Below are 16,246 nucleotides of genomic sequence, written 5' to 3' on the forward strand. Positions count from 1 at the left end.
AGAAGAAGATATGAATTGTCTGAAAAATATATTCACGGTAATAGCTGCAGGACTGCTGTTGTCGCCTTTCGTGTCCTGTAAGAAGCTGCTGGATCAGGAGCCCATCAATTCTCCCTATAACTCCGTTTTCTGGCAAAACCAGCGGGATGCAGAACAAGGTGTAGCCGGCGGCTATGCGTTATTGCGCAGGGCTTTAACATCCAATACAGACTGGGATCAGAACATGTCGCATTTTGCATATGGTTCCTTACCCGCGTATGAATTTAACGATTACGACGTATACGATGTAAGGTTCCTGGTGAAAGGAGGAGATGGCATGAATACCGCAGATTTCCTGGGATCTTACCTGGATAAGTATCACGACTGGTCGCCCTACTATAAAGTGATCACGCAGGCGAATATTATGCTGCATAATATTCCCAATATTCCGGATGCACAATTCACGGATCAGGCTACCCGCACCCGTAACCGTTTCCTCGGAGAAGCTTACTTTCTGCGCGCCTTCAGTTATTTCTATATGGTGCGTATCTGGGGCGATGTGCCGCTGGTGATGAAGTATGATCCTAATCCAGTAGGAGCAGAGAACATTCCGAGAACCAATGAGAAGCTCATCCTGGATACCTGTATAGCTGATTTGAAGAAAGCTATCAGCCTGTTGCCGTGGGAATATAAAAGCGGGAGCGAAAGAGCGGTAAGAGCTAACAGGGGCGCTGCATTTGGCTTACTGGCGCACGCCTACATGTGGAGAAACTTCCTGAATAAAGGACAGGTAGCATCCGATGTAACCAATGCCATTGCAGCCGTAGATTCGGTTGAACAAAGCGGTCAGTACCAGTTACTCACAGCCGATATGTATCCAAAAATCTTCCACGGAAAATCAATGGAAGGCATATTCGAAATCAATATGCAGGTAGCGAATGGCGAACAGCAGGTAGAAAAAGGATTTTATTATAGCATCCTGAAAACACCTTTTATCAGTAATAAAGATGGGAAGGTAGATGCCCCGAATATTGACCTGATCAATATGCTGTATGATGAAGCCGGCACCGATGTACGCCGCCACTATTACTTCACCAACCTGGATGCGTTTGGTCAGTACGATGTGATGATCTGCAAGTTTGCAGGCCCTAACCGGGAAAACATCAACTACCGTAATCCCGGCAACTTCACCGATGCTTCCGTAGATGCCAACATCATCCTGATGCGGTATGCTGACCTGTTGCTGTTGCGTGCAGAAGCCCGCGCCGACCAGGGAAATGTAGGCGCTGCACTGCAGGACATCAACAGGGTAAGAGCCCGCTCACATGCGGAACCAATTCTGCCTGAAGATGTGACCGATATTAAAGAAGAAGCATTCCTGGAACGCTCCCGTGAATTATATGCAGAAGGACAACGCTGGTACGACCTCGTACGCACCGGTATGCTCATGAACGGCAACGTGAACGCTGCTCCTGGTTTTCCGCAGGACCGCTTTGACGCCGGTGGCTGGAAATGGCCGGTAGGACGTGTACTGTTCCTCAACAACAGCGTGCTCACACAAAATGAATACTGGCTGGGTAAAGTGAAATAGCATCTTGAAATTTTAAATGTACTGACATGAACAAACTAAAAATATTTACCACAAAAGCAGGATGGGGCATCTTACTGGTTACCCTGTTGTTCGCTGCCTGTAAGAAAGATGATCATTTCCTGGGCGGTAGTCCTACCAACGATCATACAGATCTTACCACCTACGATTACCTGAAAGCCAATCCTAATTTCGATACGCTGATCCTGCTGATAGACAAGGCCGGCCTGAAAGAAACGGTTAATAGTGATGTTACTTTTGTAGCGCCTACGGATTACTCTATCAAGCAGTTCCTCGCTGTGCGCACAAGACTGTTGCAGATTGAAGAGAACGATGAAAATATCAAATATACCATCGACAGCCTCAAAGCGCCTGAGCTGCGCGACTCCCTGCTGGCTTATATCTTCACAGGTAAAATTGTACGCGCAGATCTTTCGCTGGAATCACAGATATATAAAAATAAAGTGAACGAAGACTTCGCTTTCAAGCTGATTAAAAGCGGTGGTTACGACGACATTTTCTCGGCAGGTGTAAGGTTTATGGCGTTAACCAAAGTGATTAATGGCCTCGATCCGGACCCACGCCCGGATGACTATCCGGAAGAAGACAGGGATATGCAGTATACCTTGCAAACAACCGGTATCATTACCAAAACAGGTGTATTGCATGTACTGCAAAACAACCACGTGTTCTATTGGAAATAGTCATCACCATTAAACTAAAAAGTATGTTGTATAAATATAAAGGGATAAAACTGCTCACATCCGCTGTTCTGCTCGGACTACTGATTGCCGGATGTAAAAAGATTGAAGAAGGCTTTCTGAGCGATGGCCTGTACGTACCGGATACCCCGATAAAAGTACAGCGGGGTAACGCTTTCCAGAAAACAAACGCTATTCTTGCAGATGGTACCACCCAGCCCATGACCGTGAAGCTGCTGGATATCAGGAGAGCCGATAACAAAAAACATGCGGACGAATTTTATAAAGAATATCCCGTTTACGTATATACGGCAGCGGTAGATCCTGCCAAAGACACTACCATAGAGCTGGTGAATAAAAAGCGGGAACTGAAAAAGATGCAGCCTTATGTATTCCTGGCCAGTGGTCAGTTTGTATTTAACGGCGCTACCGATAGCTTACCGCTGGGCGTTACCTACGAGTATGATGTAGAAGTATCCAATGTGGCCGGTTCCAAAGTGTATAAGAATATTGGTACACTCACTACTATTGATCCGCCATTGGTTACCGAAACAACTGCCAACTGTAACTTCTTCCCGGACGATGGTTCTCCTACCGTACCAATGGGCGCACCGGTAATGACAATTACCAGGGTCAGTGAAAGCGGCGCTTCTGTTATCCTGAAAATAACAGATAAAGATGGTAAGACTTTCAATCCGAAAAAAGGAGAGATCATTAAACGCGGCGACCGTCCTATTTTTGAGAACTACGCCAGGTTCCATCCGATTGAATATACCGATACAGCTATGATCTGTAACTTTGAGATCGCACCGTTCCCATTGAGCCGCTACTCCAATGGCGGTACCAACTGGAACTACCTGATGTATTACCGTATTCCTTCTGCTTTTGTATCGGTAGATAAAAATTTATCGAGCAAAATCGGTAGCGTGAATCCGCTGTTTGCCTTCCGCCTGATGAAAGCAGGAACATATGTAGTGGAGCTGAGAATGCCTAAAACAGTAAAGGTTACACCGTAAGAATTGTAGTGAAACATACATAAAACGGGGTTGCATCAACAGTAATGATGCAGCCCCGTTTTTATTTGGTATTTCCGCTGATCAGGCTTATTTTTGATATGTGTATAAAACATTGATATCCAACATCTTCATTTTTGGAGTTCGCAGAAGTAGCACGGAAAAACCCCTTGCAAAGCATTGATCCCCAATAGTTTACCGATCAAGTCCACATCACCTCCACGTCACCTCCACATTAACTCCATGTCAAAGGCATGTGCTAAGTATCTCCAAAGCAAGTGAAAGGCAACTGCAAAGTAAGGGCTATCTATCTTCCAATACATTATGGTTTTGTAATGCCAAACTCCCCGAGGAACCGGTGCAGCGTTGTCATATCTTCCTGCAGATGCAGTGCCGACACCACGGCCCTGTTGATTACCGGGCTATGCGGCTGCGGATAAGGAAAGCTGGAAATGATCACGTCCCGGTCCTGCAGGTATTGCACCAATGCCTCACCAGGTGGCAGGATGAACATGGGCAGGCCATGCGGGTTATGCACAGCAGTATTGGCCGTAAGATGAAGGAGATAAGCAATGTTTTGCTGTAACGACCGGTGCATTTTGGCTATCAGTTCCCCCGATTGCAGCCAGGCGTAGGCGTGGGCCGGCATCATAGGCGTGCTGGCGGAAAAGAGAGGCAGCCTTTTTATTGCCATAATATCTGCTGCATGCCCGGCAACAACCCCGCCGGAAACGCTGTATGCCTTTGCCAGTGAAGCGGTGAGCAGGTATCTTACAAATGGTGTTTGCGGTAAAAAATGGATAGCCCCCTGCCCGGCAGGGCCTAATATACCGATCCCGTGGGAGTCATCTGCCAGCACCAATACCTTACGCTGCAATTCCTGCAACCAGTGAAAAGGGTGGATGGTGGCGGTAAGCGGGTTCACGGTGTCGGTGATAATCACAAAGTGATGATCCGGGTGCGTGTTTACTTTTTCGATGGTTTGAGCAATCCATTCCTCCCGGCTCATGACCGGCAGCTCCGGTTGCTGATGCCACAACGATGGGTGTGCATCCGGTGCATACAGGGGCTGTTTACCGCTGGTGGCGTATTGTGCCGCTGCCTGTGATGCCTGGTACCCGGAGGAAAAAACGGCCGCTGATTGCTGTTGCAAATGGCTACTCAGCGCATGTTCTATTTCTTCGTATATGGATAAACGTAAGTTAGCCGACCTGGAGGAAGGAAACAGGGCGCCGTACTTTTCAATCCCCTGCGTAAGGAGGTGCTTGAAGGCAGGCAACTGGTGCAGCCCCAGGTAGGCAAACCCGGAAAAAAACAGGCAGCTGCGGCCGTCCTGTGTAACTGTTCTTCCGGGTGTATAATCTGTATGTAACATAGCCGTTAATCTTTCTTGGTACATAAGATAAACTGGAAATCGGTAGATGTTACCTGCATGTCGAAATAATCTTCGGTAAGCCTGGTAACGGTTACGAGGTTTTCCACTTTACGGTCGCCGTTCTTCGCGGTAACAGAAATCATGGCGCCATTGCTGAGGATAAAGTATTTACCGGTATCCGACCGGCCGGCAATAGTAGCCACAAAAACATTATTATCCAGGAACTGGTAATAAGCATCCCGGTAATAACCTTTTTTAAGATCCTGCGCCTGTATGTATTGCGTGTTGCTGATGGGCGACTCCGGTGGAATTTTTACATCGTATACCCGCCACTTTTTATTCATCAGCAGTTCATTGTTCTTTTTACCCTGACAGGCGGTGATCAGGGGTAACACCGCGATAGCGGTAAGTAGATGACGTATTTTCATGAATGATCAGTTCCTTGTTTTTTCTTTATTGTAAGCGGCAGATCCACCTTTGGGGATGGACAGGCTTTCCCATTTATCTTTCAGGATCATTTTCCCGATGTATACGATTTGTCCTACATGGTAAGGCACATGCGCCAGCTGCCGGTTTATGGCATCTATCACGATGTGAGGCTCGTTGCGGATAAATACGGTCCTGTCCAGGTCTGTTTCCTGCAGGCTGCGGATGGCCAGCAGCATACAGTTCCAGCCTTCATCCCAGCGTTGCAGGAGCTGTTCCTGGGTAAGAGCGCTTTCCTCAAATTCGAGGTCGCGGTTGCGGCCGGGTTTCTCTCCATCGGTGGTGAGGAAATCAGTCCAGCGCGACAACATATTGCCATGCAGGTGTTTGACGATCATGGCAATGCTGTTCGGCTCTCCGTCCGGTTGCCAGTTCAGCTGGTCTTTATTGAGCCGCTGGATGGTTTTAAGACCCAGTTCCCGGTGTATTTCCAGCCGTTTTAGTACGCTTTGTAAATAGATAGACTGAATAGACATGTCAATATTTTTAAGTTAATATCCTGCTGCGCTGTCGTCGCCGCGTTTATCACCGGAAGCTTCCAGGTAGCGGCTTTCAGGCGCTCTTTTAATAATTTCAGTACGACCGATAGGGCCGCGTTTCACTACTTTATAACCCATTCCTTCCAGCGCCTGGATGGTGGTGTCGGGGAAATCATTTTCCACGGCAATTTCATCCGGCAGCCACTGGTGATGGAATTTAGGTTTGTTGATAGCCTCTGATGGAGTGAGTCCGAATTCCAGTGTATTCATCAACGTTTGAAAAACGGAAGTGATAATAGTAGAGCCGCCGGGGGTACCCAGGGAATACAACACGTCGTCCTTTTGTAAAACAAGGGTGGGCGTCATGGAGCTGAGCATACGTTTGGCCGGTGCGATGGCGTTGGCTTCGGTGCCTACCAGTCCGTACATATTAGGTACGCCGGGTTTTACACTGAAGTCGTCCATTTCGTTGTTGAGCAGAAAGCCTGCTTTGCCCACTACTGTTCTGCTGCCAAAGTGACCATTGAGGGTAGTGGTTACGGCTACAGCATTGCCATCGGCATCGATGATACTGAGATGTGTGGTTTCTTCGCTTTCAGGAAGCACGCCTGCTTTGGTGTGTTCGCTGGAACCTGCTTTGCCGGGCGTAAAGTCCTGCATGCGGGTGGCCAGGTATTTTTTGTTGGTGAGTTGGGAGACAGGCACCTTCACAAAATCGGGGTCGCCGAGAAACTGGGCGCGGTCGGCATAAGCGCGTCTTTCAGCTTCCACCATCAGCTGAACTGCCTGTGGCGACTGGAATCCCCATTGCGAAACGGGATAGTTTTCCACCATACCCATCAGCTGTTGCAGGCAGATGCCACCGCTGGAAGGCAGGGGCATGGTTACAATCGTATAGCCTTTATAGTTAAATGCTACGGCTGTTCTTTCTTTTGCTTTATAGTTTTTGAGATCCTGCAGGGTCATGATGCCGTTACCACGTTTCATTTCTGCTACAATGCTGGCGGCGGTTTCCCCCTGGTAAAATCCTGCGGCTCCTTTATTTCGTATAAGCGTGAGGGTATGTGCCAGTTCTTTTTGTACCAGTGTATCGCCGGCTTTCCAGGGTTGTTCTCTTACAAAGGCGGTTTTGCTGGTGTTCAGTCTTTCAAAATCGGCTCTTGCGTGGTTGAGTCCATTGGCTTCTGCTTCGGTGATCACAAACCCTTTCTCTGCCAGGCGGATAGCAGGTGCTATGAGTTTTGCAAAAGGCAGTTTGGCGTATTTCATGGCAGCAAATAATCCGGCAACAGTGCCGGGGACGCCTGCTGCGAGGTGGCCATCAAGACTTAGCTGTGTGATTGGATTACCGAGGGAGTCGAGGTACATATCCCGGTGCGCTTTTGCCGGGGCTGTTTCCCGGTAATCGATGGCGATGTTCCTGCCATTTTTGAGATGGCCTACCAGGAAGCCTCCTCCGCCGATGTTGCCGGCGCCGGGATATACCACTGCCAGCGCGAGCTGTGTGGCTATTGCCGCATCCACCGCGTTGCCGCCCTGTTGCAGCACAATGGCGCCTACACGGCTGGCCAATGGATGTGCAGATACTACCGCTCCGTGCAGCACTTTAATATCTTTCTCAATACTATAATCGTAAGGATGTAGTTCATCTGTTATTTGCTGGGCACAGGCGGTATGTAAAGTGCATACCGTCATCCCCAGCATGATAAGGAAACGCATGGGTATCTGTTTGGATCGAAATTAACGATATGCGGGGAATTATAGGAAATTTAATAATTTAAGTGGTGTTAATAATTATCACCGGAAAACAATTCCTAACTTACAGTATTCAATAATTGCAGGCTTTCTATGCGCAGATTTGTTCTAATGGCCGTTGTTATACTGGGCGCTTTTTTCGCGGATGCCCAGCTGCCAACACCCGGTCAGTTTCTCGGTTATCCCCTGGGAACCCAGTTTACGCCACATTATAAGGTGGTAGATTACTTCAAACAGGTAGCAGCTACGGCGAAGAACGTAAAGCTGGAACAGTATGGTACCACCTATGAAGGCAGGCCGCTGGTGATGGCTATTGTTGCTTCTCCTGAAAATATAGGCCGGCTGGATGAAATCCGGCAGCACAGCCTGGACATGTCTAACGCAAAAGGCGGCAACACCGGTAACCAGCCGGTAATTGTATGGTTAAGCTATAACGTGCATGGCAATGAGGCTGTTTCCACAGAAGCAGCTATGAAAGCATTGTATGAACTGGTGAATAACGGGAATGCACAAACGCAGCAATGGCTGAAGAATACAATAGTGATCATTGATCCCTGCCTTAACCCCGACGGCCGCGAAAGATACGTGAATTTCTATAACAACACCCGCAGCGTTACACCCAATGTAAACCGCTGGTCGAGGGAGCATAATGAACCCTGGCCGGGCGGAAGGGCTAATCATTATTACTTTGATCTGAACCGCGACTGGGCCTGGCAAACACAAAAGGAATCGCAGCAGCGGGTGGCGAAGTACAACCAGTGGATGCCACAGCTGCATGTGGATTTTCATGAGCAGGAAATAGAGGCGCCTTATTATTTTGCGCCTGCGGCAGAACCTTTTCATGACGCCATTACGCCCTGGCAGCGCCAGTTGCAGGTGCTTATCGGCAGGAACAATGCGAAGTACTTCGATCAGCAGGGCTGGTTGTATTTTACAAAGGAACGCTTCGATTTGTTCTATCCCAGCTATGGCGATACCTATCCTATGTACAACGGCGCTATTGGTATGACATACGAACAGGGTGGCAGCGGAAGGGCAGGCGTAGCAGTACTGAAAAAGGATGGCGATACGCTTACACTCACCGACCGTATTGCGCATCATTTCACCACCAGCATGTCTACCGTGGAAGTGGCGTCCCAACAGGCAGAAAAGATCATCAGCGAATACAAAAAGTATTTTGAAGCAGCACAGAAAACGCCACAGGGCGGGTATAAATCGTATGTGGTGAAAGCCGGCGGCAATACGGAAAAGCTCAATACGCTGGCAGAACTGCTGCGTAAAAATAATATCGCGTTTGGCTTTGGCGCCAATGCCGGCAGCGCCAGCGGGTTCAATTATTTTACGGGTAAAACAGAAACGTTTACCATCGATAAAGAAGACCTGGTGATCAACGCCTACCAGCCACATTCCAATATGCTGCGGGTATTGTTTGAACCGGTATCGCACTTAACAGATTCAGTTACTTATGATATTACTGCATGGGCGCTGCCTTATGCTTACGGACTAACTTCCTATGCGGTGAAGCAGCCGTTAACACCAGCTGCAGATGTACCGGCCGCGCGTAACAACACGACGTTATCGATACAGCAACCATACGCTTACCTGGCTAAGTGGAACAGTGTACGCGATGTGAAATTCCTGTCGGCATTACTGCAAAACGATATTAAAGTACGCTTTACAGAAACGCCGTTCACCGCCGGGGGAAAGGATTTCCCGGCAGGCACGCTTATCATTACCCGCTCGGGCAATACTGCCAAAGGGGATCAGTTCGACCGGTTCATTACCATGCAGGCCAATCACTTTAAAATTTCACTGGAAGCAGTGGCCACCGGTTTTGTGGATAAAGGAATGGACTTTGGCTCCGATAAGATCCGCTTTATCCGCAAGCCGGAAGTAACCCTGCTGGCGGGAAGAGGCATCTCTTCACTGGGCATGGGAGAGATCTGGCATTTCTTTGAACAACAGCTTGACTTCCCCGTAACGGTAGTGGATGAACGAAATGTGGATGATATTAACTGGGACCGGACAGATGTATTGATTTTAGCAGATGGTGATTATAAAATGTTTGACGACAAAGCAGCTACCGACAAGCTGAAAGAGTGGGTGAATAACGGTGGAAAACTGATTGCACTGGAAGGTGCGGCAGCACAGGTAGCGGGCGCCGAATGGGGTATTAAACTGAAGAAAGAAGAGGAGAAAGATAAAGACGCCAAAGAGAAAGCGGCAGCGGCCCATCCGTATGATGCGGTGAAACCTTACGCCAACAGGGAGCGCGAAAGCATTAAACAGTTTATTCCCGGCGCCATTTATAAAGTGCAGCTGGATACTACACATCCGCTGGCTTTTGGCTATCCTGCTTTGTATTACACGCTGAAACAGGATGCCCATTTATATGAGTTTATTGAGAGTGGTGGCTGGAATGTGGGCGTGTTAAAGAAAGACAGTTATCTCACCGGTTTTGTGGGCGCATCTACCCGTCAGCAGTTGAAAGACGGGCTGTTGTTTGGCGTGAAAGAGATAGGTAACGGAGCCGTTATTATTCTTGCAGATAATCCTTTGTTCAGAAGTTTCTGGGAAAATGGCAAACTGTTGTTCAGTAATGCAGTTTTCCTGGTAGGACAATAGTTTAAAGGTTCCTTTTTATATTACATCCCAGGCTATGGGAGGTGTTGATGCTAACGGGTTTACCAGCCAGCATTTCATTGATGGCATTTTGCAGGAGGCGCGTTTTTACGGCATCCGCGTTACCCGGACTATCATCAATTCCTCCCTTATAAGCAAGCCGGCTGTTTTTATCAAACAGGAAGCATTCGGGTGTATGATTGGCATCGAAAGCATTGGCCAGCACCGCATTTCTATCTACCACATAATACCAGCTGAATTGCTGTGAGGATGCATACTGCTTCATGGCGGCAAAGGACTCACTGCCGGTACGCGCAGCTTCATTGGAGTTCACCATAATTACGCCGATCTTGTTTTTTGATGCATACTGGCAGATGTTACGCAGCCGCTCCTGGTTGCGCAGCATGTACGGACACTGATTACTGCCAAAGATGACCAGTAACCCGTTTGTGCCTTTTGCGGTGGCCAATGAAATCTCTTTTCCGGAAATATCGGTACAGGCAACTTCTGATTTTGGTAAGGGAGATCCTGGTTCCAGGGGAACTTCCCGGGTTGGATGAAAGGAAGAAAGTAAAATAGTACAGCAGGATAAATAAAAGGTGGCCTTAATCATAGCAAATGGTTTTCAGGTCCTGACTAAATATAGTAAAATGCTACAGGATATTCTTGCCTTTTTTTCAGGCAAATAATCGTTTAAGATATAATAAAAAATAATAAGATAGAAATATTTGTCAGGTAATAAAAGAACGAATTGATAATGTGTATTATGCGGGCAGGGATTCTTTTTTTCTTGCGTCGCTGACGGTTCTGATACTGGCATTCAGTTCAAAGCCAACCAGGAGGATAAAGGAGTTGAAGAACACCCACAGCATGAGTACGAGGATGGTACCGATGGAGCCATAAATTTTGTTGTAGTTGCCAAAATTATTTACGAACCAGGAAAATCCTACGGTAACGAGGATCATGCATATGGTGGCTACGGCGGCGCCGGCGGTAATAAATTTCCAGCGGGTGGTGGTAGCGGCGCCAATGCGGTACAGCACTGCGTTAACCGAGTAAAAAAGCATAATGATCAGCACCCACCGGGCTATATCGATTACGTTCCGCAATAGTGTACTGTGGATGCCAATAATATTAAACAGCCAGCGGAGGGTAGCTCCCTGTGCAATGATAAGGGCAACGGTAATGAGCAGCAGGAGAACCAGGATAGCAGTAAGTTGCAGGGCTATCAGCCTGTTTTGCCACCACTTTCTTTTCCGGAAGCCGGCGCCCTGTATTTTGCTGAACGAACGGAGGATGCCCATTACGCCGTTGGAGGAATAGAAGAATCCCATCAGGAAGGCAATAGAAAGCAATCCGTTGCGGTGTGTGTAGAGGAAGTCGTGGATCATTCCCCGCACAATCATGTAGGTGTTGTAGTTGGGCGTAAGATCTTCTGCCAGGTCGTAGAGGGTGGGCTCTATGTTTTGTACCGGGATGTAGGGTACCAATGTGAACAGGAAGATGAAAAACGGCGGGATGGCCAGGAGGAAGTTAAACGAAATGGCCCTGGCGCGGTCGCCCAGTCCCCGGCTTTTGGTTTCCTGCCCGAAATGTTTTAGTACGTCGTATAATGGGATGCCTTCAAACCCGGGAAGGATCAGTGTTTTGGTCCTTTCCACCAGCCGGCGGTAGGGTTTTGAACGGAAGATGATGTTTTCGGGTCTGAAGGCCAAATTTGTTATTTTATTTAGAATCCTCTTTTATTCAGTTCTGCCTGGTATTTTCTTGCGTTTATCAGGTGCTCGGCATAGGTGGCTGCGAAAGCATGATAGCCGGAGAAGTCGGCTCTGGCACAAAAATAAAGGTAATCTGTTTCCGGAGTATTCAACACGGCATTTAAAGTTTTTTCCGAGGGGGTACAAATTGGTCCCGGAGGCAATCCTGCATAACGGTAAGTGTTATACGGAGAATCGAAGAGGGTATGGTTTTCCCGGATCCTTTTCAGTCCGAAGTCCTGCAGTGCAAACTTCACGGTGGGATCTGCCTGGAGGCGCATGCCTTTCCGGTAGCGGTTAAGGTATACGCTGGCCACTATTGGTTTTTCATCGTTTTTATTGGTTTCCTCTTCTACAATGGAGCCGAGAATGGTTACTTCATTGGCGGAGAGTCCCAGTTTAGCAGCTTTTTCTTTTCTTTCCGGCGTCCAGAATTCTTCCCTTTCTTTTTCGATCTTTTTAAATACGGCTTCTGCGCCGGTATTCCAGTAAAACTCAAAAGTATTGGGGATGATGGCGCACATTACGGTGTTGGTGTCCAGGCCAAACTGGCGGAGGTATACCGGGTCGTTCATCAGGGAGCGCATTACAGTGGAATCTGCTTCCAGGTTGTTGGAGATTTTCCTGACGAAATCGTTTTTAGTGCGGAGTTTATTAATGACGAGTACTACCGGCGTCTGTTTTCCGGAGCGGAGCATGCGGGCAATGTCGAAGTTGCTCATGCCGCGGGTAATTTTATAGCGTCCTGCTTTTACGCGGTTGGGGTAGTCCAGTTTTTCCGCCACCCAGTTAAAGCTGTTGCGGTTGCGGATAATGCCTTGTTCTTCCAGTCCGTCGAGTACAGCAGCATAAGTGCTGTTGGTGCGCACATAAAAGTACTTGCTGTCGCCGAAGGGTTTGGTATTGGGGCCAAATACGCGGTAAGAGATATATACCAGTGCACCGGCTGCCAAACAGCCGGCAATGACCAGTATCCGTCTTATCCAGACAGATTTTGCGCTGGATTGTTTGCTTTTCTTCGCCATAGATAGTGTTGGAAGTTACAAGTGGGCAAAGGCGTGATCAGTCAGGTTTTTCAATTACTCCGCCGGATGCCATTAAAAAAAACCTCGCTTTTAACGGCGAGGTTTCAAATATTATTATTCCGATAGTGTTAATTACTTGTTGGGAGCGGGAGCCGGCGCCGGAGCAGGTGTAGTACCTGGTAACGGAGTTGACTGTGCCGGAGGCGCAATTGGCTGTCCTGCGGATGCTTTTTCCACTGCACTAGGTGCTACCTGCTGAACTTTGCTGCCTTTACCAATAAAGAAAGGAGCAGTCAGGCACAAGATGGCAATCAGTGCCGCCAGTATCCAGGTACCTTTTTCCAATACGTCAGTTGTCTGACGCACCCCAATCACCTGATTTCCAACACCACCGAGGTTGCCGGAGAGTCCGCCACCTTTTGGGTTCTGGATCAGCACGAAAAAGCCCAACAACACACAGGCTAATATGATCAGGATACCAAAAATTATCAACATAGAAATTACTGTTTATTTTTATCTGTTTTTGACTTTAAGTCTAATATCTTCTGCGCAAAATAAGCGTTTTTGTCGGGATTAAGCAAACTTAATTTTTGATATATCTTAATCGCGTTGCCATACTGCTGCTGACGTACCCAGATTTCAGCCAGGGTTTCAGAAACGATATCGTTGTTGAATACGATGGAGTCCATCGCCATTTTTTCCACTGTTTCAGAAACTTCCGGTTCTTCGTCTTCTTCATACATCCGGTGTAATTGCTGGTGATACCAGTCTTTGCTGGTTTTACCGGCAAAATTGTCCTTCATTTGCCGTAACCAGGAGGTAAAACTCTTCATTTCTGCCGCTCCCTGTTCGTTTAAATCATCTGCTTCTTCAGGATGTTTGAGCCTTTTGTAAGCAAAATAATCGTCCGTGTATAAAGGTTGAAAGATCAGCTCCGTTTCTTCTTCGGCTGCTGCCATTGGGAATATCTTAATAGGCCCGGAGGAAGTTGATTCCTCCTCTTCGTTTGCAGCCTCCACATGATCCACATGATCCTGCCCGTTTGTGGCGGCCGGCATCACTACCGGTGGGGGTAGTACTTCCACGGCATGACTGGCGCCTCCGGGTTCAAAATCTGCGATGGCTATGGACGCTTCCGTTTCCGGGGCGGTAGTATGATATTCCGGTGTATGTGCTGTTTCTGTTACTGATGCCAATGCTATATTTTCTTCTTCTTCTTCCGGTTCAGGAATGGTTACCGGTTCTTCCATCACTTCCTGTTCTTCCGGATCTGGAATAACTACCTCTTGTTCCGCTGGTTCAGGAATAGTTTCTATTTCCGGAAGTGCATCTTCCGGAATAATGGCGGCCACGCGGTTTTCTACCTCCTGTAACACCTGTTCTGCGGTAATCAGCTGATAAGCATAGTGATGCTGATCTGAGTACAGGAGCGCTTTTTTAACAGCAGGGTGATGAAGGTTGCCGGTTTGCTGGTATACTTTTCTTGCCAGCAGGAGGCGGGCTGCGGAAAAATATGGGTGATCCGCTACCAGTTGCTCCATTGCAGCTTCATTTACCAACTCCAGGGAGGGTTGTAGAAACACATGTGCTATAATCCTGTTTGCCGTCATAGGTTGCTAATGTAATAAATTAATGATTACACACTACCAGTTTGCAAAAGCCCTGTTGAAGATATCATCTGTGATACCTGGAATAATATTGCTTTCCAGCAGATTGTTTTCTACGGTGCTGGGCAATTGCGTGGCCGGGAACTCTGCGGAACGGGAAAAGGATTGGGTAAAGCCTTTTTTATCGCCTATCCTTTTAATGAAAGTAACGTTTACGGTAACATTGAGCCTGGAAGTAGCTGCCTGGTCAACGTTGGTTACCGCCGCATTGGAAAAGGAGTAGCCGGTAATGGTGGCTTTGAACTCATAATCGGCGCGGGGTTCTGTTTCGTTCACCTGTGTAAGACGGGTTTGTGAAGTGATCTTATCGCGCAGTTTCATCGTCAGCTTCTGGCTTAAAGTCGGGTTATTGATAGGCGCCCTGTTTTCAATAAAGCGTACGTTCACGGTGGTGGCTCCCTGGTCTATACTGGCGCCGGTGGTAGAGTACTTTACGCTGCAACCTGCCAATATTGCCATTATGCCAACGGCTATAAATACTTTGATATTGCGGATCATTGTGGTGCTAAAATTAAGATTCGTTTATTCAGCGATATTATATTCTTTGAGTTTGCGGTAAAGCGTTCTTTCGGAAATACCGAGATCCAGCGCGGCATCCTTACGTTTGCCTTTGTGCTTTTTCAGTGCTTTCACAATGAGCTCTTTCTCTTTGTCGGCAATAGATAATGTTTCTTCTACTTCTTCGTGATGATCAATTTTATTATCCGGCAGGATAATGGGTTGTTGCGCCGGTCCCAGTCCTGCGCCGGGAGGCGTATTCATTTCTGCAGCGCCGGGATAGCTGTGCAGCACATGATTATCGGCATGATACTCGGCTGCATGGGCCATATTCGGATTTTGCAGGATGTCGAAGAACATTTTCTTTACTTCTGTTACATCTTTCTTCATATCGAAGAAAAGTTTGTACAGGATATCCCTTTCACTGTTAAAATCGCTGTTCTGTTGCGGGGCTGCCAGCATAGGCAGGCGGTTTACTTCCGGCTGATCGGGCAGGAACCTTTTCAGGTCATTGGCAGTTACCAGCTTATCTGAAGATAGAACGGAAATTTGTTCTGCAATATTTTTCAGCTCGCGGATATTACCTCTCCAGGGATAGTTCACCAGGATATTACGGGCTTCTTCATCCAGTTGTATCGAGGGAGTTTTATATTTTTCGGAGAAGTCTACCGAGAATTTTCTGAACAGTAAGGGAATATCTTCTTTACGGTCGCGGAGCGCAGGCACCCGGATGGGTACTGTGTTGAGCCTGTAGTAAAGATCCTCGCGGAATTTGCCCTGTTGGGTGCGTTCCAGCAGATCACGGTTGGTGGCGGCTACTACCCGCACATCTGTTTTCTGTACTTTGGAGGAACCCACGCGGATATATTCACCGGTTTCCAGTACACGGAGCAGCCGCGCCTGTGTACCCATTGGCATCTCCCCAATTTCATCGAGGAAAATAGTGCCGCCGTTAACGGTTTCAAAGTAACCCTTACGGCTGTCTACCGCGCCGGTAAACGATCCCTTCTCGTGGCCGAAAAGCTCGGAGTCGATGGTGCCTTCAGGGATAGCGCCGCAGTTAACGGCGATAAATGGATTATGTTTACGTGCGCTCAGGGCATGAATGATCTGTGAAAAAACCTCTTTACCAACACCACTTTCACCATTAATGAGTACCGTGAGATCGGTATTGGCTACCTGAACAGCCACCTGCAAAGCGTAATTGAGTGCAGGACTACTACCAATAATGCCAAACCTGTTTTTTATAGCCTGTATGTCCATAAGCGGTTATTCATATGTTTGATGGTTTAAAATACAGA

General features: G+C 47.7%; 15 protein-coding genes. 4 read left to right on the forward strand and 11 right to left on the reverse strand.

The features are described from left to right. The first annotated feature begins 10 nt into the window (after window positions 1-10). From V7S65_RS01450 to V7S65_RS01460, 3 genes are read left to right on the forward strand one after another with little or no spacing between them, the layout of a single operon-like run. Window positions 11-1,570: a RagB/SusD family nutrient uptake outer membrane protein gene (locus V7S65_RS01450; protein ID WP_336386453.1), complete on the forward strand. Its 1,560-nt coding sequence runs from the start codon at window positions 11-13 to the stop codon at window positions 1,568-1,570. A gap of 26 nt (window positions 1,571-1,596) precedes the next feature. Next, complete coding sequence (locus V7S65_RS01455) at window positions 1,597-2,271, forward strand: hypothetical protein (RefSeq protein ID WP_079468571.1); 675 nt, start codon at window positions 1,597-1,599, stop codon at window positions 2,269-2,271. Window positions 2,272-2,294: 23 nt separating this feature from the next. After that, window positions 2,295-3,284 (forward strand): DUF5007 domain-containing protein, encoded by a 990-nt coding sequence (locus tag V7S65_RS01460; RefSeq protein ID WP_079468570.1) that lies wholly within the window; start codon window positions 2,295-2,297, stop codon window positions 3,282-3,284. A 319-nt stretch (window positions 3,285-3,603) separates the two neighbouring features. Here the strand turns inward: V7S65_RS01460 and V7S65_RS01465 are convergent, their stop codons facing one another. From V7S65_RS01465 to ggt, 4 genes are read right to left on the reverse strand one after another with little or no spacing between them, the layout of a single operon-like run. Continuing rightward, the gene (locus V7S65_RS01465; protein WP_336386452.1) at window positions 3,604-4,656 is read right to left on the reverse strand and encodes a hypothetical protein; all 1,053 of its coding nucleotides are present in this window, start codon (window positions 4,654-4,656) and stop codon (window positions 3,604-3,606) included. Window positions 4,657-4,661: 5 nt separating this feature from the next. Further along, complete coding sequence (locus V7S65_RS01470) at window positions 4,662-5,084, reverse strand: hypothetical protein (protein WP_079468568.1); 423 nt, start codon at window positions 5,082-5,084, stop codon at window positions 4,662-4,664. Window positions 5,085-5,090: 6 nt separating this feature from the next. Then, complete coding sequence (locus V7S65_RS01475; RefSeq protein ID WP_336386451.1) at window positions 5,091-5,618, reverse strand: DUF1572 family protein; 528 nt, start codon at window positions 5,616-5,618, stop codon at window positions 5,091-5,093. Between the two features lie 15 nt (window positions 5,619-5,633). Then, complete coding sequence (gene ggt / locus V7S65_RS01480) at window positions 5,634-7,340, reverse strand: gamma-glutamyltransferase (RefSeq protein WP_336386450.1); 1,707 nt, start codon at window positions 7,338-7,340, stop codon at window positions 5,634-5,636. A 129-nt stretch (window positions 7,341-7,469) separates the two neighbouring features. On the opposite strand from ggt, the gene V7S65_RS01485 reads away from it, so the two are divergent. Then, a complete protein-coding gene (locus tag V7S65_RS01485; protein WP_336386449.1) occupies window positions 7,470-10,001 on the forward strand; it encodes a M14 family metallopeptidase in 2,532 nt (843 codons plus the stop codon). Between the two features lies 1 nt (window position 10,002). Here the strand turns inward: V7S65_RS01485 and V7S65_RS01490 are convergent, their stop codons facing one another. From V7S65_RS01490 to V7S65_RS01520, 7 genes are all read right to left on the reverse strand, one after another. Then, complete coding sequence (locus V7S65_RS01490; protein WP_079468564.1) at window positions 10,003-10,611, reverse strand: redoxin family protein; 609 nt, start codon at window positions 10,609-10,611, stop codon at window positions 10,003-10,005. Window positions 10,612-10,762: 151 nt separating this feature from the next. Further along, window positions 10,763-11,713, reverse strand: coding sequence for a YihY/virulence factor BrkB family protein (locus tag V7S65_RS01495; RefSeq protein ID WP_159454213.1), 951 nt, complete (start codon window positions 11,711-11,713; stop codon window positions 10,763-10,765). A 14-nt stretch (window positions 11,714-11,727) separates the two neighbouring features. Then, the gene (gene mltG / locus V7S65_RS01500) at window positions 11,728-12,780 is read right to left on the reverse strand and encodes an endolytic transglycosylase MltG (protein ID WP_336386448.1); all 1,053 of its coding nucleotides are present in this window, start codon (window positions 12,778-12,780) and stop codon (window positions 11,728-11,730) included. A gap of 132 nt (window positions 12,781-12,912) precedes the next feature. Then, the gene (gene secG / locus V7S65_RS01505; protein ID WP_079468561.1) at window positions 12,913-13,275 is read right to left on the reverse strand and encodes a preprotein translocase subunit SecG; all 363 of its coding nucleotides are present in this window, start codon (window positions 13,273-13,275) and stop codon (window positions 12,913-12,915) included. A 5-nt stretch (window positions 13,276-13,280) separates the two neighbouring features. After that, the gene (locus V7S65_RS01510; RefSeq protein ID WP_336386447.1) at window positions 13,281-14,390 is read right to left on the reverse strand and encodes a hypothetical protein; all 1,110 of its coding nucleotides are present in this window, start codon (window positions 14,388-14,390) and stop codon (window positions 13,281-13,283) included. Window positions 14,391-14,423: 33 nt separating this feature from the next. Then, complete coding sequence (gene lptE, locus V7S65_RS01515; protein WP_336386446.1) at window positions 14,424-14,945, reverse strand: LptE family protein; 522 nt, start codon at window positions 14,943-14,945, stop codon at window positions 14,424-14,426. Between the two features lie 24 nt (window positions 14,946-14,969). Further along, window positions 14,970-16,208, reverse strand: a complete 1,239-nt coding sequence (locus V7S65_RS01520) for a sigma-54 interaction domain-containing protein (RefSeq protein WP_079468558.1) — start codon at window positions 16,206-16,208, stop codon at window positions 14,970-14,972. Window positions 16,209-16,246: the final 38 nt, after the last annotated feature.

This window comes from Chitinophaga sp. CCNWYY40, from assembly GCF_037483205.1.
GTDB classification, from domain to species: domain Bacteria; phylum Bacteroidota; class Bacteroidia; order Chitinophagales; family Chitinophagaceae; genus Chitinophaga; species Chitinophaga ginsengisegetis.

Bases quoted from the DNA above. Each gene is read 5' to 3' on its own strand.
- V7S65_RS01510 (WP_336386447.1), bottom strand. From the start codon at position 14,390: ATGACGGCAAACAGGATTATAGCACATGTGTTTCTACAACCCTCCCTG.
- V7S65_RS01485 (WP_336386449.1), top strand. From the start codon at position 7,470: ATGCGCAGATTTGTTCTAATGGCCGTTGTTATACTGGGCGCTTTTTTC.
- V7S65_RS01460 (WP_079468570.1), top strand. From the start codon at position 2,295: ATGTTGTATAAATATAAAGGGATAAAACTGCTCACATCCGCTGTTCTG.
- V7S65_RS01465 (WP_336386452.1), bottom strand. From the start codon at position 4,656: ATGTTACATACAGATTATACACCCGGAAGAACAGTTACACAGGACGGC.
- V7S65_RS01470 (WP_079468568.1), bottom strand. From the start codon at position 5,084: ATGAAAATACGTCATCTACTTACCGCTATCGCGGTGTTACCCCTGATC.
- V7S65_RS01455 (WP_079468571.1), top strand. From the start codon at position 1,597: ATGAACAAACTAAAAATATTTACCACAAAAGCAGGATGGGGCATCTTA.
- secG (WP_079468561.1), bottom strand. From the start codon at position 13,275: ATGTTGATAATTTTTGGTATCCTGATCATATTAGCCTGTGTGTTGTTG.
- lptE (WP_336386446.1), bottom strand. From the start codon at position 14,945: ATGATCCGCAATATCAAAGTATTTATAGCCGTTGGCATAATGGCAATA.
- V7S65_RS01450 (WP_336386453.1), top strand. From the start codon at position 11: ATGAATTGTCTGAAAAATATATTCACGGTAATAGCTGCAGGACTGCTG.
- V7S65_RS01520 (WP_079468558.1), bottom strand. From the start codon at position 16,208: ATGGACATACAGGCTATAAAAAACAGGTTTGGCATTATTGGTAGTAGT.
- V7S65_RS01490 (WP_079468564.1), bottom strand. From the start codon at position 10,611: ATGATTAAGGCCACCTTTTATTTATCCTGCTGTACTATTTTACTTTCT.
- mltG (WP_336386448.1), bottom strand. From the start codon at position 12,780: ATGGCGAAGAAAAGCAAACAATCCAGCGCAAAATCTGTCTGGATAAGA.
- V7S65_RS01475 (WP_336386451.1), bottom strand. From the start codon at position 5,618: ATGTCTATTCAGTCTATCTATTTACAAAGCGTACTAAAACGGCTGGAA.
- ggt (WP_336386450.1), bottom strand. From the start codon at position 7,340: ATGCGTTTCCTTATCATGCTGGGGATGACGGTATGCACTTTACATACC.